The following is a 19,729-nucleotide window of genomic DNA, read 5'->3' on the forward strand; positions in this document are numbered from 1 at the left end:
GCCGTCCGGCGGCCGGCCCGGCAGTGCGGGAAGAGATCAGACGGTGACCCGGCGGCCGTCCGAGCCGACCGGCGACCACCACTGGTTGAAGTTGGTCAGGCCGTCGCCGAAGATGGCGCCACGGCCCTCGACGATCCGCCCGTTGACCCACTTGAGCAGGTGCAGGCCTTCGATCTGCAGCCGCTCGTACGGCGACTCGGCGCCGGCCGCGGCGTGCGCCCGGGTGCCGGAGGTCCGGTTCACGTCGATGGAGTAGCCCTCGTCGTTCACCAGGATGGTGACCGGGTCGATGACGAACGAGCCGCCGGAGGCCTCCTGCACCTTGTCGATGAAGTCGAGGAAGGTCTCCAGGCCCTCGTGCCAGCCGGCGTACTGGTGGTTACCGGGGGTCAGGAAGCGGACCTTGGGGTCCCAGTACTCGGCGGCCCGGGCGCGGTCGCCGGACATCAGTGCGTCGTAGGCGTCCTTGACCCGCTGCGGGGTGAGTTCGGACATGGTGGTCTCCTTGTCTCGTGGTGCTCGGTGGTCCCGCGGTGCGCGGGTACCGGAAGGGGTGCCGCCGCGGGTGCGGCGGTCACAGTTGGGCGGAACCCGGCATCGGGGCCAGGTCGTCCACCGCGTAGGAACGGATCCGGGGCTGGCCGTCCTGCAGGACGACCGACCAGGTCTGGCTGGCGTCGAAGCCGAGCCACTCGCTGGTCGCCGCAGGCGGGTTCCACACCCGGGCCTGCCAGTTGACCAGGACCGAGACGTCGGCATGCAGCGGCGAGAGCAGCTCGACGTCGGCTCGCTTGACCTCGTGGATCTCGTCGAAGAACCGGTGGGTGACGGTGTCGTACCAGCCGCGGAAGTCGTCCTCGGTGCGCAGGGTCGCCTCCGGGAACTGCATGGTGAGGCCGTTGTCGGCCAGGTACGGCACCACGGCGTCGATCGGGTCGTGCCGGTCCAGGGCGTCGTACCAGTCCTGGACGAACCGTTGGACGGCTTCGACGCTCAGGGCGTCGGGCATGGTCTGCTCCTTCGGGTGACGGTGGTCAGTCGGTGACCAGATCGATGAGGAACGGGCCGGGGGTGGCGAGCAGTTCCTCGACTGCGGCCGGCACCTCCTGCGGGGTGCTCACCCGCTGCGCGGGCACCCCGAGCGAGCGGGAGAGCGCGGCGAAGTCGATGGCGGGCCGGGACAGGTCGAACGCGTCCGGGTGCAGGTGGGCGGGGATGCCCCCATCCCGCCAGTACTGCTCGATGTTGAGGTCGAGCAGGCGGTAGCGGCGGTTGTTGCAGATCACGAACTTGGCACCGATGTCGTGCCGAGCGGCCGTCCACAGCGCCTGGATCGTGTACATGCTGCCGCCGTCGCCGGTGAAGCCCACCACCTGCTGACTCGGGCGGGCCAGCTTGACGCCGAGCGCGCCGGGGATGCCGACCCCGAGCGAACCGCCCCGGGTCTGGAAGAACCGGCCCGGCACCCGCGGCGGTGCGTGCACCGCCAGCGGACCCGACTCGGTCAGCGCCTCGTCGAAGATCACCAGGTCGTCCGGTGCCCGGCGGACCAGCGTCCTGACGAACCGGTTCATCAGTCCCGCGTCGTCGCCCGGTTCGTCGCCGGGCGGTGCCGCGCCGTCCCAGCGCGGTGGTCGCTGCCGGCCCGGCCGGTCCAACCGGGCGGCCAGGCCGGCGAGGGTGAGCCTCGGGTCGGCGACGACACCCAGCTCGACCGGGTGGTTCTTGGCGATCTCGTACGCGTCCAGATCGACGTGCACGATCCGGGCGTCCGGCGCGAACGGGCTCGTCAGCTCGGGGAACACCTCGGGAAAGACGTAGGTGCCGACGATGAGCACCGTGTCGGCGTCCGCCACCGTCCGGGCACTGTCCGCGCCGAACATGTGCCCGAGTTGCCCGCCGTACAGCGGATGCCGACTGTCGACGTTGACCTCCGAGGAGTTCACTCCCCACATGGGCGCGCCGAGCAGCTCGGCGACCGCGGCCAACTCCCGTTGGGCGCCGCTGGTGGCGACGCCGTCGCCGAAGAGCACGAGCGGCCGACGGCCGGCGGCCAGGATCTCGGCGGCCGCGGCGAGCACGGCGGGCTCGGGCAGCACCCGGGTGTCCGGGATGACCGTCGGCACCACGGGATCGGTGACGTTGGCGTCCAGCACGTCGGCCGGCACCACGACCAGCACCGGGCCCCGGGGTGGGGTCATCGCGATCTTCACGGCCCGCCGCATCACCCGCAGCAGCGAGGCCGGGTCGATCACCCGGGTCGCGTACTTGGTGACCGGACGGGCCATCGCGACCAGGTCGGCGGCCATCTGCGAGTCCATCGCGTCGTACCGCACTCCGGCCTCCCCGGCCAGCACCACCAGCGGTGATCCCCCCCGTTTGGCCTGGTAGAGCATGCCGATGCCGTTACCGAGCCCGACGCCGCTGTGGAGCTGGACCAGGGCGGGGCGCTGGGTGGCCCGGGCGTACCCGTCGGCCATGCCCACCGCCACCGACTCGTGCAGAGTGAGCAGGTAGTCGATCTCCGAGTCGGTGACCTCGTCGATCAGCCCCTGTTCCACGGTGCCCGGATTGCCGAACATGTAGGTCAGGCCGTCCGCGGCGAACTGCTCCACGAGGGCCGCCTTGCCGGTCCGTGGCCGTCCGGCCGGACCGTGGCCCGTGCCCGCCGTGCTCACCAGCCGTCCCGCCGCAATCCCTGCTCCAGCGTCTCGACCAGCTTGGCGCCGGCCAGCGCCGAGTCCGGCGTCGAACGCGCGGTGATGAAGGGGTAGTCGACGATGACCGACAGTTCCTTGCCGACGTTGCCGTGGAATTGTCCGCCCGGTCCGGTGGCGTCGCGCAGGATGTACTCCAGCGGGTACGGCGGCGGGCCCATGTTGAACTCGACGCCCAGAAAGCCGGTTCCGTCCTTGTAGTCGTACTCCTTGGGGTGCCCGGTCACATGCTTGCCCGCGATGATGCTGGCCCGCGTCTCCAGGTCCCGGGCGAAGGCGAGCACCGTAACGCCGTAGCATTCCGCGAGAATGGGCTTGTCCGCGGCCACGAAACCGAGTACGACCTCGTGCAGGCGTTCGTTGTTGGCCATGTCGACGATCGGTCCGCTGCCGCCGACCAGCACCAGGGCGTCGAAGCTGGCGACCAGGTCACCGACCGAGGCACTGAGCTCGCGGTAGTACTCCTCGAGCCGGCGCAGCGGGTTGAGCGAGCTGAGATACGGGCGTTCGGGGATCAGATCCGCGATGCTCAGCGGGTTGTCCAGCCGGGATGACTCGTCCAGCCGGCGGCCACGGTTGGCCATGTCCACCGTGGTGACCGAGCGGCCCAGCGGGGGGTCGATGTAGTCGGGGTCCAGGCTCGGCGGCAGTGCGTGCGCCCGGCGCCCGTTCGCCGTGGCGAAGGTGACCTGGTAGCCGGCGCTGTCGAATGCCTCGACCGGCCCGACCAGTTCCTCCGCCCAGTAGCCGTACTCGGAGAGTACGACGAGAATCCGTCTGCTCATTAGAGCTCCCTTTGGGTTTGTGCGAACTGGACAACCTCGCCGCTGCGTTCGTCGGCGGCTCCGTTGTTCGCCTTGCCCTTCCGAGTTAAGCGACGGACTGCGTCGGAAGCCATGACTGCGGCCCCTTCCGCGAACAAGTTCAGCGACTACACGGAATCGCAGTTGAACAGGACTCACGGAGCCGGTGAAGCATTTGCGCATTCACGCCCGGAACTGCCAAATCATCGATTATGGTCGGTCGTGGCGTTCGCTACGGGCGAACCCGCCATACATTGCGGTACCCATCTGCAACAAGGGGCCAGATATACTGGTATCAGCCTTGCTAGTATCGAGGAAAAAGCCTGCGTGGGGTCGATGATGGGGGCCAGGACAATGGACGACGCGGCACGCCGCAAGGAGCTGGCGGCCTTTCTGCGGGCACGGCGGGCGGAGCTGAAGCCGGGTGACGTGGGCCTACCCGACGGCGTCAACCGACGCCGGACCCCGGGGTTGCGCCGCGAGGAGGTGGCGCAGCTGTCCGGCGTGGGCCTGACCTGGTACACGTGGCTTGAGCAGGGCCGGGCCATCCCCGCCTCGCGTCAGGTCATCGACGCGCTGGCGACGGCGCTGCGGCTGGGCGACGAACACCGTCGGCACCTGTTCGTGCTGGCCAGCCTGTCGCTGCCGCCCGCACCGGGCGACGACAAGCCGGTGCTGGCGGCGGTGCAGCGCATGCTGGACGCGGTCAAGCCCAACCCGGCCTACATCATCGACCATCGGTTCGACGTGCTGGCCTGGAACGCCGCCCAGTCCGCACTGTGGCTCGACTTCGCCGAGATTCCGGAGGACGAGCGCAACCTGGTGCTGCTGCTGTTCCGCGATCCGGGCGTACGCCGGCTGCTGCTCGACTGGGACGAGACCGCCCGCATGATCGTGGCGCAGTTCCGGGCCGCCGCCGGGCAATACCCGGGCGACCCCCGCTTCGCCCAGGTCGTCGACCGGTTGTCCCGCGACAGCACCGATTTCCTGGGCTGGTGGGAGTCCTATCCGGTGGCGGAGTTCAGCATGGCGGTGAACCGGCTCGCGCACCCCCGGGCCGGCGCGCTGGAGCTGGACCTGTCCCACCTGCGGCTGGTGGAGCACCCACAGCTCACCATGGTCCTGCAGACCCCGGTGCACGATGCGGACGCGCGGGCGCTGAGCGACCTTCTGGCCGCCGTGACCTGACCCGCCCCGGGTTACACGTGTCGGTAGTCGACACAACGAGCACCCGTTATTGGCCGTGGCCCCGCGCCGCTCCGCACTGTCGGTGACACACCGACAGCGAAGGAGCAGACGTGAGTCTGAGACTGGCCATTGAGGACGTCGTCCCGGCCGTGGGGGCCGGCCGCTTCCCGGCCAAGGCAGTCGTCGGCGAACGGGTCGACGTGGGAGCGACCGTCTACCGGGAGGGCCACGACGCGGTCCGTGCCGAACTGGTGTGGCACCGCCCCGGCGAACGCGGGGAACACCGTCGGCCGATGGAGCTGACCGACGCGGGCCTGGACCGCTGGACGGGCGCCCTGGTCCCGGACCGCAGCGGCTACTGGACCTACCGGGTGGATGCCTACAGCGCACCCTGGCACACCTGGCTCGACGCGCTGACCACGAAGCTGGCCGCCGGCTTCCCGGCCGACGAACTGGCCAACGAGCTGGCCGAGGGGGAACTGCTGCTGCTGCGGGCGGCACGCCGGGTGCCGGGCGCGGACGGCCGTCGTCTGCGCGCGGCGGCGCGGGCCCTGCGGGACCGGCACGCCGCCCTGCCGCAGCGGACCGGGCCCGCCCTGGACGCCGCCGTACGGCACATCATGGACACCCGCCCACTGCGCGAGCTGCTCACCCGCGGGCCCACCCGGCGGCTGCTGGTCGAGCGGGAGCGGGCGTTGACCGGCGCGTGGTACGAGCTGTTCCCGCGCTCCACCGGTGGTCTCGACCCCGACGGCCGCCCGGTGCACGGCGACCTGCGTACCGCCGTCGCCCACCTGCCCGGCATCGCGGCGATGGGCTTCGACGTCCTCTATCTGCCACCGATCCACCCGATCGGCCGGACGGCGCGCAAGGGCCGGGACAACGCCGCGACCGCCCTTCCCGGCGACGTCGGCTCCCCGTGGGCGATCGGGGCCCGGGAGGGCGGCCACGACGCGATCCACCCCCGCCTCGGCTCGGCCGCGGACTTCCGGGCCTTCGTCCGGGCCGCCGCCGACCACGGGCTGGAGGTCGCGTTGGACCTCGCCCTGCAGTGCGCCCCGGACCATCCCTGGGTCACCGAGCATCCCGAGTGGTTCACCACCCGCGCCGACGGCAGCATCGCCTACGCGGAGAACCCGCCGAAGAAGTACCAGGACATCTACCCGCTCAACTTCGACAACGACCCGGCCGGGCTGCGCGCCGAGATCCTGCGGGTGGTGCTGCACTGGGTGGGCGAGGGCGTCCGGATCTTCCGGGTCGACAACCCGCACACGAAGCCGCTCGATTTCTGGCGGTGGCTGATCGAGCGGGTCAAGCAGACCGACCCGGACGTCGTCTTCCTCTCCGAGGCCTTCACCCGCCCCGCCGTGCTGCACGGGCTCGCCAAGGTCGGCTTCAGCCAGTCCTACACCTACTTCACCTGGCGGACCACCAAGGCGGAGCTGACCGGCTACCTGCGCGAGCTCACCGCGGACGCCGACCACCTGCGGCCCAACCTGTGGGTCAACACCCCGGACATCCTGCCGGGGCACCTGGCCGGCGCGCCACCGGCCATGTTCGCCATCCGCGCGGCCCTGGCCGCCACCCTCGGTCCGTCCTGGGGCATGTATGCGGGCTTCGAACTGTACGAGAACACCCCGGCCGGTCCCGGCCGGGAGGACTATCTGCACAGCGAGAAGTACGAACTGCACTACCGCCCGCCCGCCGACGCCGAGTCCCGGTACTCGCTGCGGCCGTGGATCACCCGGCTGAACCGGCTGCGGCACCGGCACCGCGCCCTCGGCCGGCAGCGCGGACTGGTCTTCCACGACGTGGCGGACGACCAGCTCGTCGCCTATTCCAAGACGGACGACCGCACCGGCGAGATCGTCCTGTGCGTCGTCACCCTCGACCCCGTCCGCCGCCGGCAGGCGCCGCTGCGGCTGGACGCCCAGGCTCTGGGCCTGTCACCCGACCGCCCGCTACGCCTGCGGGATCTGGCCACCGGCCGCAGCCGCACCTGGCACGACAACGCGGTGGTGCGCATCGATCCCGGCGTGGCGGTCGCCCGATTCTTCACCCTGGAACAGGTATGAACACCACCTCACCGGCCGCTCAGGTGTCCATGGTCGCCCCCGAACCCGAGTGGTATCGCACCGCCGTCTTCTACGAGGTCCTGGTGCGTGCCTTCCAGGACAGCAACGGAGACGGGCTGGGCGACCTACGCGGGCTGACCGAGCGGCTGGACTATCTCCAGTGGCTCGGCATCGACTGCCTGTGGCTGCCGCCGTTCCTGCACTCGCCGCTGCGCGACGGCGGCTACGACATCAGCGACTTCCGCCGGGTGCATCCCGCACTGGGCACCCTCGACGACTACGTCCGCCTGCTGGACGAGGCCCACAAGCGGGGCATCCGGGTGGTCATCGACATGGTCATGAACCACACCTCGGACCGCCACCCCTGGTTCCAGGCGTCGCGCACCGACCCCGATGGGCCGTACGGCGACTTCTACGTCTGGAACGACAGCGACGACCGGTACTCGGACGCCCGGGTCATCTTCGTCGACACCGAGACCTCCAACTGGGCGTACGACCCGGTGCGGCACCAGTTCTACTGGCACCGCTTCTTCAGCCACCAGCCGGACCTCAACTACGACAACCCGGCCGTGCAGGAGGCGATGCTCGACGTCCTGCGCTTCTGGCTCGACCTGGGCACCGACGGTTTCCGGCTGGACGCGGTGCCGTACCTGTTCGAGGCCGACGGCACCAACGGTGAGAACCTGCCGGCCACCCATGCCTTCCTGCGCCTGATCCGCAAGGTGATCGACGACGAGTACCCGGACCGGGTGCTGCTCGCCGAGGCGAACCAGTGGCCGGCCGACGTGGTCGAGTACTTCGGTGACCCGGCGACCGGCGGCGACGAGTGCCACATGGCGTTCCACTTCCCGCTGATGCCGCGCATCTTCATGGCGGTCCGCCGCGAGTCACGGCTACCCATCTCGGAGATCCTGGCGCAGACGCCGGCAATCCCCTCCGGCGCGCAGTGGGGCATCTTCCTGCGCAACCACGACGAGTTGACGCTCGAAATGGTCAGCGACGAGGAACGCGACTACATGTACGCCGAATACGCCAAGGACCCGAGGATGCGGGCCAACATCGGCATCCGCCGCCGCCTCGCGCCGCTGCTGGAGAACGACCGCAACCAGATCGAGCTGTTCACCGCTCTGCTGCTGTCGTTGCCCGGCTCGCCGGTGCTCTACTACGGCGACGAGATCGGCATGGGCGACAACATCTGGCTCGGCGACCGCGACGGCGTGCGCACCCCGATGCAGTGGACGCCGGAACGCAACGCCGGCTTCTCCTCCTGCGACCCCGGGCAGCTGCACCTGCCGTTGGTCCTCAGCCCCATCAACAGCTACCAGTCGGTCAACGTGGAGAACCAGCTCGCCCACACCTCGTCGCTGCTGCACTTCACCCGCCAGTTGCTCGCCGTCCGCAAGCGGCACAGCACCTTCGGCGTCGGCGACTTCCACGAGCTGGAGGCCACCAACCCGAGCGTCTTCGCCTACCTGCGCCGGCTGCGCCACGCGGACGGCACCGAGGACGTCGTGCTGTGCGTCAACAACCTCTCGCGGTTCGCCCAGCCGGTCGAGCTGGACCTGTCCGCATACGCCGGACACCGCCTGACCGAACTCATCGGCGGCGTGCGGTTCCCCAGCCCGGGCACCGACAGCTATGTGCTCACCATGCCCGGACACGGCTTCTACTGGTTCGCCCTGCGTCCCACCGAAGAGGGTCGAGATGACTGATCCGACACACGCCCCGGTCAACGCGGCACACCTGGCCGCCTGGTTACCCGAGCAACGGTGGTTCCGCGCCAAGGGCCACGCCGTCCGCGAGGTGCGGCCGGTCAGTTCCGTGCCGCTCGGCGGCGACGGGGACGGGCCGGCGGCCCGGCTCGATCTGCTCGAGGTGCGATTCGACGACCGGGCCCCGCAGTACTACCAGGTGGTACCCGGGCTCGACGCCGTACCGTCGTACCCGGCTGACGTCCCGGCCGCCGCGCTGGCTCTGTTGCGGGCGATAGCCGGCGGCGTCGAGCGCGGTACCAACCGCTTCCGTCCCGAGCCCGGCACCGGCCTGCCGGACCGGCTCGGCCCACGGCTGACCGCCGCCCTGTCGGACTCCGGGCCGCCGGCACCGTCGCTCGTGCGGGTCCTGGCCGCCGAGCAGAGCAACACCTCGATCGTGTTCGACGACGAGGTCATCCTGAAAATCTTCCGCCAGGTCGAGCCGGGGCTGAATCTCGACCTGGAGCTGCACCGGGCACTCACCCGGCTGGGCTCCGACCACGTCGCCCCGCTACTCGGGGCCGTGGAGGGCGAGTTGCAGGGTGAGCCGACCACCCTCGGCATGCTCAGCGGGTACGCCCCGCACGCCGTGGACGGCTGGGCGATGGCCCTGGCCAGCGTCCGCGACGTACTGGCCGACGACGCTCCGGCGGCGGTGGCGCGCTCGGGCGGCGACTTCGAGTTCGAGGCCCGCCGCATCGGAGCCGCGGTCGGTGAGGTGCACGCCGATCTACGTACCGCCTTCGGTGTCGACGTCGCCGACCCCGCAGACGTGGCCGCAGGCTTCGCCGCCCACCTCGACGAGGCCGTCGCTGTCGTGCCCGCGCTGCGGTCGCACGCCCCGTTCCTGCACGCCCGGTACCGGCGCCTCGCCGGGTTGTCCACGCCGGTGCCCATCCAGCGGGTGCACGGCGACCTGCACCTGGGTCAGCTGCTGCGCACCTCGCACACCTGGTGGCTGCTGGACTTCGAGGGTGAACCCGCCCGGCCTCTCGCGCAGCGTCGCGCGCCGCGTTCGCCGCTGTACGACGTCGCCGGGTTGCTGCGGTCCCTCGACTACGCGACCCACTATCCGGTACGCGACGAAGCGCCGGACGCGGACGCGGTCCGACGCCTGAGCCAGTGGTCCGCGCTCAATCGCGAGGCGCTGTGCGCCGGGTACGCGGACAGCACGGGCGTCGATCCGGGGAGCAGCCAGCAACTGTTGGAGGGGTACGTGCTGGACCGGATCGTCTACGAGGTGGTCTACGAGGCCACCGTCCGGCCCGCCTGGCTGCCCATCCCGCTCGCCACGCTCGACCGGCTCGGCGCCGGGATGCCGCAGTGAGCGCCGGTACCGCACCGGCCGTGCACGCGGGGCCGGACGCCCTGTGGCGTCGGATGGGGGCGCACCCGGACGGCGTCGGCGGGCCGACCCGGTTCCGGGTGTGGGCACCGGCCGCCGAGGCCGTCGATCTGGTCTGGTGGCACCCGGGCGGCCGGGCGGTCCACGAGGCGATGGCCCGCTCTCAGGACGGTTGTTGGGACACGGTGGTGCCGCAGGCCCGGCCCGGCGTCCACTACCGGTTCCAGGTTCACGGCCGCGACGGCACGGTCCGGCACAAGGCCGACCCGTGGGCCCGCGAGGTCGTACCCGAGGAGCCGCACACGTCGGTGGTCCCGGCCCCGTCGCGGCACCGGTGGACCGACGCGGGCTGGCTCGCCGGACGCCCACAGCGGCACACCCCGGTCTCGGTGTACGAGGTGCATGCCGGATCCTGGCGTCCCGGCTGCGGGTTCCGGCGGCTGGCCGACGACCTGGTGCCGTACGTGCGCCGGTACGGCTTCACCCACGTGGAGCTGATGCCGGTCACCGAGCACCCGTACGGCGGCTCCTGGGGCTACCAGGTCAGTTCGTACTTCGCGCCCAGCGCACGGTTCGGCGGCGCGGACGAGCTGCGCCACCTGATCGACCGGCTGCACGCCGCAGGTGTCGGCGTGCTGCTCGACTGGGTCCCGGCGCACTTCGCACCTGACGACTGGTCGCTGGCCGACTTCGACGGCGGTGCGCTGTACGAGCCGCCCGACCCGGACCGGGCATGGCACCCGCTCTGGGGCACCAAGACGTTCGACTACCAGCGCCCGCAGGTGCGTGACTTCCTCGTCGCCAGCGCGCTCTACTGGCTGGAGGAGTTCCACTTCGACGGGCTGCGCGTCGACGCGGTCAGCTCGATCACCCGCCGCGACTTCCTGCGCGAACCGGGCGGGTGGGCCGGCGGTGACGTGCTCGACCGGCCCGGAATCGACTTCCTGCGCGAGCTGACCGGCACGGTACGCCGCCGGCATCCCGGCGCGCTCCTGATCGCCGAGGAGGCAGGGCTGACCGACGGGGTCACGGAGCCGGTGGACGCCGGTGGCCTCGGCTTCGACCTGTGCTGGGACCTCGGCTGGGCGCACGACACCTTCACGTACTTCGCCGCCGGCCCGGACCAGCGCCCACACCTGCGGGAAACGCTCGCCGCCGCCGTGGATCGCGCCGCCGCGCGCCCGGTGGTGCTGCCGGTCAGCCATGACGAGATCACCGCGCCGCACCAGCCGCTGTGGCGTCGCGTGCACGGCGACGGCCCGGACGCCGCCGCGGCGCTGCGGGCCCTCCTGGCGTTGCAGTACGCCACACCCGGGGTGCCCCTGCTGTTCATGGGCTCGGAGCACGGCGGTGCCGAACCCTGGCGGGAGTGGGCTCCCGTGGACCCGTCGCCGTTGCTCGACGCCCCGGGCGGCGATCTGTATCGGGGAATGGGCCGGCTGATCACCAGGCTGAACCGGATCTGCCAGCAGGTGCCCGCCGGACCGGAGCCGGTGCGGTGGTGGCGGCGTCCGGGCCCGGGTGAGCCGCTGCTGGCGTTCGCCCGCGACCACGGCGACGGCGTGCTGCTCTGCGTGGCGAACCTGACCGACCGGCCGCTCGGCTGGGACGCGGTCGCCGACCCGCGGGTGTGGTCGGTCCTGCTGGACACGGCGGACGAGCGCTACGGGGGCCCGGGGCGTCCCGCAGGGGCCGGGATCGCCCCGGGTGCGGTCGTCTGGCTCACCGCCGCAGGCACCAACCTGGCACCTACAATGCCAGGATGAACGGTGCCCTGGGTGGCCTGACCGCCCCGGGCAACACTGAACCGCGCGGGCGGGCTTCGTCGGTATGACGGGGCCCGCCCGTTTCCAGTTTCCGGCACGCCGCCGACGCCGGAGCCTTCGCCGAGTCATTGAGGAGCGAGCACCATGCCACTGCGCCAGCCGCCGACCGTGCTGATCACCGGCGCCACCGACGGGCTGGGCCGCGGCCTGGCCGTCGCCCTCGCCCGTCGCGGTGCCACCGTGTTGGTGCACGGCCGCTCGGCCGAGCGCATCGCCGCCACCGTGCGCCAGGTGCGGGCGACCGGTGGCGGTGAGGCGCGCGGCTACCAGGCGGACTTCTCCTCGCTGGCCGGGGTGCACGCCCTCGCCGACCAGGTCGCCGCAGCCGAGCCCCGGCTGGACGTGCTGATCAACAATGCCGGCATCGGCGCCGACGTGCCCGGTGGCACCGCGCGCCTGGAGAGCTCCGACGGCTTCGAACTGCGCTTCGCCGTGAACTACCTGTCCACCTATCTGCTCTCGCACCGGCTGCTGGATCTGCTGCGTCGCTCGGCCCCGGCCCGGGTCGTCAACGTCAGCTCGGCCGGGCAGACGCCCATCGACTTCACCGACGTCATGCTCACCCGTGGCTACGGCGGACGCCGGGCCTACTGCCAGAGCAAGTTGGCGCAGATCATGTTCACCTTTGACCTGGCCGCCGAGCTTCAGGGCAGCGGAGTCACCGTCAACGCCCTACACCCGGCGACGTACATGCCGACGAAGATCGTGTCGACCCCGATCAGCACCATTGCGGACGGGGTCGAGGCCGTGTCCCGGCTGGCTCTCGACGCCGATCTGGATGGCGTCACCGGACGCTACTTCGACCAGCTCCGCGAGGCGCAGGCGCATCCCGCCGCCTACGACGAGGCCGACCGGGCACGCCTGCGGGCGCTCTCGGCGGAACTGACCAACCGATCGCCGGTCTGACCGGATGCACGGCTGCGCGGCGCGGCCGGCAGCCGCGCCGCGCAGCCGGCCCCCCGCCCGTGGGGGGCGGGCGGGGGGCCGGATCGGTGGTCGGTCTCAGGAGGGGCTGTCCGCGCGCGTCCGGAGCATCACGGCGCCGATCACGGCCGCGATCACGGCCGCGATCGCGGTGCACACCAGCGAATACCGGAACCCGGAGAGCAGGGCCACCGGATCGCTGACGCTGCCGGTGGTGCCCTCCGGCAGCAGCGACGCCGTCCGCGACGCGGCGATCGCGGCGAAAGCAGCCGCGCCGATCGCCGCGCCGAGCTGCTGCGAGGTGTTGAGCAGCCCGCCGGCCAGGCCCTGCTGGTGGTCCGCCACGCCGGCGGTGGCGGTGATGCTGATCATGACGACTGCGGCGACGTTGCCGAAGCCGACAAGCGCGGTGCCGACCAGGATGTAGGCCAGGGAGTTCTCGGCCGGGAGCGTGGCGACCACGAACGCGCCGACCGCCTGCAGCAGGACGCCGAGCAGCATGGCCCGGGTCAGGCCCAGCTTGCCGGCCAGCTTGGCCCCGCTGAAGCCGGCGACCATGGCGGTCAGGCCCAGCACCGCGAAGCTCAGCCCGGTCTCCAGCGGGCTGTAGTCCTTGATCCGCTGCAGATAGAGGGTGAGCACGTAGGTGATGCCGACGAACGCGCCGATCAGGAGGACGTTGACCACGTTGGCACCGACGATGCTGCGCACCTTGAAGATCTCCAGCGGCACCAGTGGTTCCGCCGAACGGCGCTCGGCCAGGACGAACAGCGCCAGCAGGACCAGGCCCAGCGCGAACGACCCCAGGGTGCTCACCGACAGCCAGCCCTCGGTGTTGGCGATCGAGAAGCCGTAGACGATGCTCACCGCGGCGCCGGTGATGGTGATCGCGCCGGGCACGTCGAGCCGGGGGCGGGGGCCCGCGGCGGCGGCCGGGCGGGGCACGAGCACCGGGGCGAACACGGCCGTGGCGAGGCCGATGGGCACGTTGACGAAGAAGACCCACTCCCAGCTCAGCCCGTCGGTCAGGACGCCGCCGAGGATGACGCCGGCGACGAAACCGAAGGACAGCACTGCGCCGTACGCGCCGAGCGCCCGGTTGCGCTCCTTGCCCTCGGGGAAGGACGTGGTCAGCAGGGAGAGGGCAGCCGGCGCGACCAGGGAGGCGGCGAGGCCCTGCAGCCCGCGCAGGATGATCAGCTGGGTGGCGTCCTGGGCGAAGCCGGCCAGCAGCGACACCAGGGAGAAGGCGACCAGGCCGATGATGAACAGCCGGCGACGCCCGAACAGGTCGGAGATCCGGCCGCCGAGCAGCAGGAAGCCCCCGAAGCCGAGGGCGTAGGCGCTGACCACCCACTGCAGCGAGCCGTCACTGAAGGAAAGCTCGCGCTGGATCGTCGGCAGCGCCACATTGGTGATGGAGAAGTCGAGCACGATCATGAATTCGGCCATGCACAGCAGGAGCAGCAGCAGGTTGGCGCGCACGCGCGACTGAGGCGCGGGCGATAGGTCCGCCGTCGCTTCCCGACCCGATGGCGCTGATTCGGCGAGATTGGACACCGCGGGACACTCCTTGCAGACAGTGGACAGGTGAGTCTCACTGTCCGCCGGCGCGGCCTGAGCAACCAGATCAGCAGATTTGCTGGTAGCGGTGGTACCACTCAGCAATGGTGCCCGGCGGGTACCTCTATCGTTTCCCCACTTGCCGGACCGCTCGGCCGGCCGAGACAGCGGAGGACATGATGAAAATCGGCATCCTGGGTACCGGCACGATGGCACGCACGTTGGGCGGGCGCTGGGCGGCGGCGGGCCACGACGTGCTGGTCGGCGGACGTAGCGCCGCCAAGGCACAGCAACTGGCGACCGCCCTGGGAGCGCGGAGCGGTTCGCTCGCCGACGCGGCGCAGGCGGCGGACGTCACCCTGTTGGCCGTGGCGTACACGGCCGTCCCGGAGGTCCTCGACGCGGCCGGGGGCCGGGGTGCGCTGACCGGCAAGGTCGTCGTCGACTGCACCAACCCGGTGGAGTTGACGGGCTTCTCGGTCACCTCCGGCGCCACCTCGCTGGCCGAGCAGATTCAGCAGCGCACCGGCGCCCGCGTGGTGAAGGCGTTCAACCTGTGTGAGGCGAAGGTCTGGCAGCTCGACCCGCCCTCCTTCGACGGTCGACCCCTGGTGGTCCCCTTCTGCGGCGACGACGAGCAGGCCCGGGCCACGGTGGGTGCGCTGATCGAGGATCTGGGTTGTGCGCCGTTGGCGGTCGGCGACGTCACGTACGCCCGGCATCTGGAGGCGATGGCCGCGCTGGTCATCTCCCTGCTGTTCCGCGGCCACGATCCGTACACGGTGTTCAACCTCGTCACGGCTGCTGACGAAGCCCGCAGGAAGGTGGCCGGGGCACCTGTGCAGCCCTGAAGAAGCGTCCCATGCCACCCAGGCCCAGCGGTCCTGGTATCCGCCAGGACCGCCGGGCATCATCCGAAGAGCCACGCAACCGCTCCACGTAAAGCAGCGCCTCACCATCGGAGTCGGCTGGACCTGGATTACCGCCTTCGCCCTGAACCTCCGCCGCACAACGTCCACCCACGAAGGCGAAGCAGCCGATCAGCAGTATGCGTCCGAGAGGGAGATTCGGTGGGGCTCTGACCCGTCCAGTATTCGTCCAGCGGGGGTCCAACCACCGCCGATACGTTCCGGACACCCACCGCACAGATTGTGACGGTACGGTTCGAAGGAGCCCCGCGTGAAAAGACTCGCCTGCGCCGCTGTCGTCGGGATGCTGAGCATCCTTACGCTCGCCGCCCCCGGCTACGCCGCGCCTGCCCCGCTCACCGATGCCCAGGTGGACAGGATGATCGCCGAGGCCGCTGCCACCTTGCCCGCCCCGCAGAGCGCCGAGTGGGTGGCACGCAAGGCTGGGCCGCAGACATTCACCCTGCGTCCGAGTGCCGGCACGACCAAGACCACCGCTGCGGTCGTGACCTGCTCGGCATTCAGCCAGGTGCTGCGTAACGACGGTGGTGGCTTTTTCCTCGCCGTCGGTGAGGCGTCCTCGTCCTGCCCGGCACCGGTCGACTACCTCAGCGCGAAGGCCACGCTGTACTTCTGGGTGCCCGATCTGAATCGCTGGGAGATCAGCCAGTACGGCAGCCTGGCCGTAGCGACGCCCTACCGGGAGCCGGGCGAGGCAGTCACCAGTGTCGCCAGTTCCAACTGCCGGGCCGCCTACTTCGCCGTGCTCGGCATCCATCAGGCCCGGCTGGGCAGTTCCACCGCCGCCGCCCGCACCGAGTCGAACTACGTGCAGTTCACCTGCGGCGGCTGAACGACCGCCATCAGGTGGCGGGACTCGGCCCACCGGGGCCGGGTTCCGCCCCGGTTCAGGACGCGGGACCGACGTGCCGCATCCGTTCTGACAGTCATGCCGGCCTATCTGGAATCCAGCCGGGTGACACCTCAGAATGGGGACCTCGGGCATTGCTGCGAGGGAGTGCGGATTGCTTGTCGTCCAGGTCCTCGGTCCCGTCCGGCTCTGGCGCGACGGCACGGAGATCAGCCTCGGTCCGGTCGGCCGCCGCGCCGTGCTCGGCCTGCTCGTGCTCGCGGACGGCCGCCCGCTGCTGGGTTCGCACATCATCGACGTGTTGTGGGGCGAGCAGGCGCCCCCCACCGCGACGAATGTGATCCAGACTCATGTGAAGCATCTGCGCCGCCTCCTTGAACCCGGCCGACGAGCTCACACACCCAGCACGGTCCTGCCCTTTACCGGTGGCGGGTACGCGCTCCGGCTGCCGGCCGGCGCGGTCGACCTCGCTCGGTTTCGCGATCTGCTGACCACTGCGGCGGAGGCGGACCGTCGCGGTGATCCGCAGAGCGTCGCAGCGCAGCTCGCCAACGCGCTCGGGCTGTGGCAGGGGGCACCGTTTGCCGATGTACCCACGCTCGCCGGGCATCCGAAGGTCCGCTCGCTGCTCGACGACCGCCGAGCGGCGATCGTCCGCTACACCGATGCACTGCTGACCCTGGGAGCCGGCGACCGGGCGCTGCCGTTGCTCCGTGAGGAGGCGGCGGCACATCCGCTGGACGAGGCGGTGCACACACGGTTGGTCCTGGCCCACCACTGCGTCGGCCGGCGTGACGAGGCGTTGGCGGCCTACGATGCCGTGCGCCGGCACCTCGCCGACGAGCTGGGCGTCGGTCCGGGACCGGACCTCGTCGCGGCCTATCTACGCGTCCTCGACGATGAGACACCCGCACCGCCGGTGGATCCGCTGGTCGACACCGCCGCCGCCGTGTCACCGGTCAATCAGCTCCCGGCTGAGATCGCCGGATTCACCGGCCGTGCGGCCGAGCTGTCCGCCTTGGAGGAGTTGGTCGAGGACCGGGGCACGGCCGTGCGGATCGCCGTCGTCTGCGGCACCGCCGGGGTCGGCAAGACGACCCTGGCCGTGCGATGGGCACACCGAACGCGTGGACGCTTTACCGACGGCCAGCTCTACCTGGACCTACGCGGCTACGATCCGCAGCGCCCCGTGTCGGCCCGCGCCGCGCTCGGTCACCTCCTGGAGTCCCTCGGCGTTCCCGCCACCAGCATCCCGACCGACCTCGACCGCCGGGCCGCCAGGTACCGGGCCGAGACCGCGGGCCGCAGGCTGCTCATCCTTCTCGACAACGCCGCCTCCGTCGACCAGATCCGGCCGCTGATCCCGGGGACGGGTACGGTCATCGTCACCAGCCGCGACAGCCTCGCCGGACTGGTGGCCCTGCACGGTGCCCGCCGCCTCCTGCTGGATGTGCTCTCCACCCCGGAGGCCCTGACGCTCCTACGCTCACTCGTCGGCGCACGCGTCGATCATGAACCGGAGGCCGCCGCCACACTGGCTCACCAGTGTGCACATCTCCCGCTGGCGCTGCGGGTCGCGGCGGAACTCGCGACCTTCCGAGCCGGGGAGCCGCTCACCGCTCTGGTGGGTGAGCTTGCCGACCGGCAGCGGCGGCTGCGGCTGCTGGATCCGGGCGGTGACGTGCGTGCCGCCGTGCGGGTGGTGTTCTCCTGGTCCTACCGGCAGCTTCCGGCGGCGGCGGCCCGACTGTTCCGCAACCTCGGGCTGCATCCCGGCCCGTCGTTCGACGTTGGCGCCGCCGCCGCGCTAGCCGCCATGGCACGCACCGACACCGCGATGCAGCTCGACGTGCTGGCCCGCAAGCACCTCGTACGCACGGAGTCGCCCGGCCGGTACATGATGCACGACCTGCTACGCGCGTACGCCGCCGAGCTGGCCGCCGACGACGATCCCGGCGGGGCCATCGACCGGCTGCATGCCCACCTGCTCGCCACCGCCGCGGCGGCCATGGACCGGCTGCACCCCGCCGACCGGGCACACCGCCCGGCGGTGGCGCGCGCGCCGAGCTTCCCGGACGCGACCGCGGCACAGGCCTGGCTGGACGCGGAACTACCTGGACTCGTCGCCACCGCCGCCGCCGGTCTTGAACACGACCGACCCCATTTCACGACCGATCTCGCCGCCACGCTCTACCGCCACCTCGAAGGCGGCGCATACATGCACGCCGAGGCGCTGCACGGGTACGCACTCGAAGCGGCACAGCGCAGCGGTGACGCGTCCCGGTACGGCGTGGCGCTGACCAACGTCGGTGCCGTCCACCGGCTCCTCGGCCGCTACGAACTCGCCGAGACGCACCTGTCCCAGGCTGCCGCGATCCTGGACAGGTGCGGCGACCAACTCGGCGCTGCCCGTGCCCTGTCCAACCTCGGCATCGTCTACGAACGTCTCGGCCGTGACGACGCTGAGGCGCACCAACGGGCCGCGCTCGCCGCCTATCGCCGCGTCGGCGACCGATACGGCGAAGCATCCACGCTGGTGAACCTCGGCAACGCCAACACCCGACCGGGCCACTTCGACGAGGCGTACGACCAGTTGCTCCGCGCCGCCGCCCTGTTCCGCGAGACCGGCGCCGTAGTCGGAGCAGCCGCGGCCCTGACCAACCTCGGTGACGTGTGCACCAGCCTCCGGCGGCACGACGAGGCGGCCGGGCATCTGTCGGCGGCACGTGAGATCTTCCGGTCGGCCGGCCACGTCTACGGCGAAGCAGTCGCGCTGACGAACCTGGGACGGGTGCACGGCACTCGCGGCGACCACGCGCGGGCGATCGGTGACCTGACCGTGGCGATCCGCATTCTGCATTCGATCGGGCACCGTTACGGGGAGGCGAGCGCGCTCAACATCCTCGGTGACGTCCTGACGGCCGCGGGGCGTACCACCGAGGCGGTGGCCCGGTACGCCGTTGCGCTGTCGATCGCCACCGCGACCGGTGACCACGACGAGCAGGAGAACGCGCATGAGGGCATCGCCCGGGCCCGACGGAAGGCGGTACACGCCCGAACGTCGCGTACTCCATGAGGAGGGGGGCGGCAGAACTCGACCAGGATGCGCCCGTGTTGTCGCCGCGTCTGCCCGACGGCTTCGGGTCAGGTCCGCTTGCGGCGCGCGATCTCGTCAGAGAGCTGCTGCACACGGGCCGGGTCCGCGTCCCGGGCAAGGGCGACGTAGTGGTCCATGACGGCCGGCCGGTAGCGCACGGGCAACGTCTGCCCTGGGGCGAGTCGGGTGAGCTCGGTGATCGTGAGGTCTTCGTCCGCGATGCCGCGGAACGCGATGTCGTCGGCGGTCTCCACGTCGAACATCAGGACCACGCGAGGGTTGCTGTTCACCTCCCGCCAGTCGACGAGAACACCGAGCGCAAGCACCCCCGTACGCAGTTCCGCGTTGCGCTTGCGTGCATCACCGCTCAGGAGCGGGTTCGGGGCGATGCCCGGGAAGTCGGGCCCGACGCCGAGCGACTCCCGACTCAGGTCGGGCCTGAGCTGCGCCATCATATCGTTGATCTTCTTCTTCGAACCGAACACACCCTGCCCCGTCCCCCGCACCGGTGCCGCAATCCCGGTCTGATGCTTCGCCGTCACCGTGATCGTACGTCGCCGGCGACTCCCGTATTCAACACGGCGGTTCCCACCTGCGCCGTCCGGGATTCCGTGTCTTTCCGGGGTCTTTCGGACCCGACGAGCGACCCGGCCGGTCG

15 protein-coding genes are annotated in these 19,729 nt (G+C 71.0%); 9 read left to right on the forward strand and 6 right to left on the reverse strand.

Features of this window, described 5'->3' with window-relative positions; genetic code table 11:
• Positions 1-36: 36 nt before the first annotated feature.
• From ACN267_RS18230 to ACN267_RS18245, 4 genes are all read right to left on the reverse strand, one after another.
• Positions 37-495 carry a nuclear transport factor 2 family protein gene (locus tag ACN267_RS18230; protein ID WP_204956698.1) on the reverse strand — a complete coding sequence of 153 codons (459 nt, stop codon included), beginning with the start codon at positions 493-495 and terminating at the stop codon, positions 37-39.
• A 79-nt stretch (positions 496-574) separates the two neighbouring features.
• Positions 575-1,009 carry a nuclear transport factor 2 family protein gene (locus ACN267_RS18235; RefSeq protein ID WP_204956697.1) on the reverse strand — a complete coding sequence of 145 codons (435 nt, stop codon included), beginning with the start codon at positions 1,007-1,009 and terminating at the stop codon, positions 575-577.
• A gap of 25 nt (positions 1,010-1,034) precedes the next feature.
• Positions 1,035-2,678, reverse strand: coding sequence for a thiamine pyrophosphate-binding protein (locus ACN267_RS18240; RefSeq protein WP_307820957.1), 1,644 nt, complete (start codon positions 2,676-2,678; stop codon positions 1,035-1,037).
• Positions 2,675-3,502 carry a type 1 glutamine amidotransferase domain-containing protein gene (locus ACN267_RS18245; protein WP_204956695.1) on the reverse strand — a complete coding sequence of 276 codons (828 nt, stop codon included), beginning with the start codon at positions 3,500-3,502 and terminating at the stop codon, positions 2,675-2,677. Before ACN267_RS18245 ends, ACN267_RS18240 begins: the two co-directional genes overlap by 4 nt.
• Positions 3,503-3,856: 354 nt before the next feature.
• On the opposite strand from ACN267_RS18245, the gene ACN267_RS18250 reads away from it, so the two are divergent.
• The 6 genes from ACN267_RS18250 (at position 3,857) to ACN267_RS18275 (ending at position 12,614) form a co-directional block, all read left to right on the forward strand.
• Positions 3,857-4,708, forward strand: coding sequence for a helix-turn-helix transcriptional regulator (locus ACN267_RS18250; RefSeq protein ID WP_421490440.1), 852 nt, complete (start codon positions 3,857-3,859; stop codon positions 4,706-4,708).
• Between the two features lie 110 nt (positions 4,709-4,818).
• Complete coding sequence (locus ACN267_RS18255; RefSeq protein ID WP_421489210.1) at positions 4,819-6,783, forward strand: maltotransferase domain-containing protein; 1,965 nt, start codon at positions 4,819-4,821, stop codon at positions 6,781-6,783.
• Complete coding sequence (gene treS / locus ACN267_RS18260) at positions 6,780-8,495, forward strand: maltose alpha-D-glucosyltransferase (RefSeq protein ID WP_204956692.1); 1,716 nt, start codon at positions 6,780-6,782, stop codon at positions 8,493-8,495. Before ACN267_RS18255 ends, treS begins: the two co-directional genes overlap by 4 nt.
• Entirely contained in the window at positions 8,488-9,864 is a 1,377-nt protein-coding gene (locus ACN267_RS18265) for a maltokinase N-terminal cap-like domain-containing protein (protein ID WP_421489211.1), read from the forward strand. The genes treS and ACN267_RS18265 overlap by 8 nt, the downstream gene beginning before the upstream one ends.
• The gene (locus ACN267_RS18270) at positions 9,861-11,648 is read left to right on the forward strand and encodes an alpha-amylase family glycosyl hydrolase (protein WP_421489212.1); all 1,788 of its coding nucleotides are present in this window, start codon (positions 9,861-9,863) and stop codon (positions 11,646-11,648) included. Before ACN267_RS18265 ends, ACN267_RS18270 begins: the two co-directional genes overlap by 4 nt.
• A 144-nt stretch (positions 11,649-11,792) precedes the next feature.
• Positions 11,793-12,614 carry an SDR family NAD(P)-dependent oxidoreductase gene (locus ACN267_RS18275; protein ID WP_204956689.1) on the forward strand — a complete coding sequence of 274 codons (822 nt, stop codon included), beginning with the start codon at positions 11,793-11,795 and terminating at the stop codon, positions 12,612-12,614.
• A gap of 96 nt (positions 12,615-12,710) precedes the next feature.
• On the opposite strand, the gene ACN267_RS18280 is transcribed toward ACN267_RS18275, so the two are convergent.
• Positions 12,711-14,117 carry an MFS transporter gene (locus tag ACN267_RS18280; protein ID WP_204956688.1) on the reverse strand — a complete coding sequence of 469 codons (1,407 nt, stop codon included), beginning with the start codon at positions 14,115-14,117 and terminating at the stop codon, positions 12,711-12,713.
• Between the two features lie 257 nt (positions 14,118-14,374).
• On the opposite strand from ACN267_RS18280, the gene ACN267_RS18285 reads away from it, so the two are divergent.
• From ACN267_RS18285 to ACN267_RS18295, 3 genes are all read left to right on the forward strand, one after another.
• A complete protein-coding gene (locus tag ACN267_RS18285) occupies positions 14,375-15,046 on the forward strand; it encodes an NADPH-dependent F420 reductase (protein ID WP_204956687.1) in 672 nt (223 codons plus the stop codon).
• Between the two features lie 328 nt (positions 15,047-15,374).
• Complete coding sequence (locus ACN267_RS18290) at positions 15,375-15,956, forward strand: hypothetical protein (protein WP_204956686.1); 582 nt, start codon at positions 15,375-15,377, stop codon at positions 15,954-15,956.
• A gap of 172 nt (positions 15,957-16,128) precedes the next feature.
• Positions 16,129-19,050 (forward strand): AfsR/SARP family transcriptional regulator, encoded by a 2,922-nt coding sequence (locus tag ACN267_RS18295; RefSeq protein ID WP_421489213.1) that lies wholly within the window; start codon positions 16,129-16,131, stop codon positions 19,048-19,050.
• A gap of 68 nt (positions 19,051-19,118) precedes the next feature.
• On the opposite strand, the gene ACN267_RS18300 is transcribed toward ACN267_RS18295, so the two are convergent.
• Entirely contained in the window at positions 19,119-19,613 is a 495-nt protein-coding gene (locus tag ACN267_RS18300) for a hypothetical protein (RefSeq protein WP_421489214.1), read from the reverse strand.
• Between the last annotated feature and the right edge of the window lie 116 nt (positions 19,614-19,729).

Source organism: Micromonospora sp. WMMD734 (genome assembly GCF_049178975.1).
Lineage (GTDB): Bacteria > Actinomycetota > Actinomycetes > Mycobacteriales > Micromonosporaceae > Micromonospora > Micromonospora wenchangensis.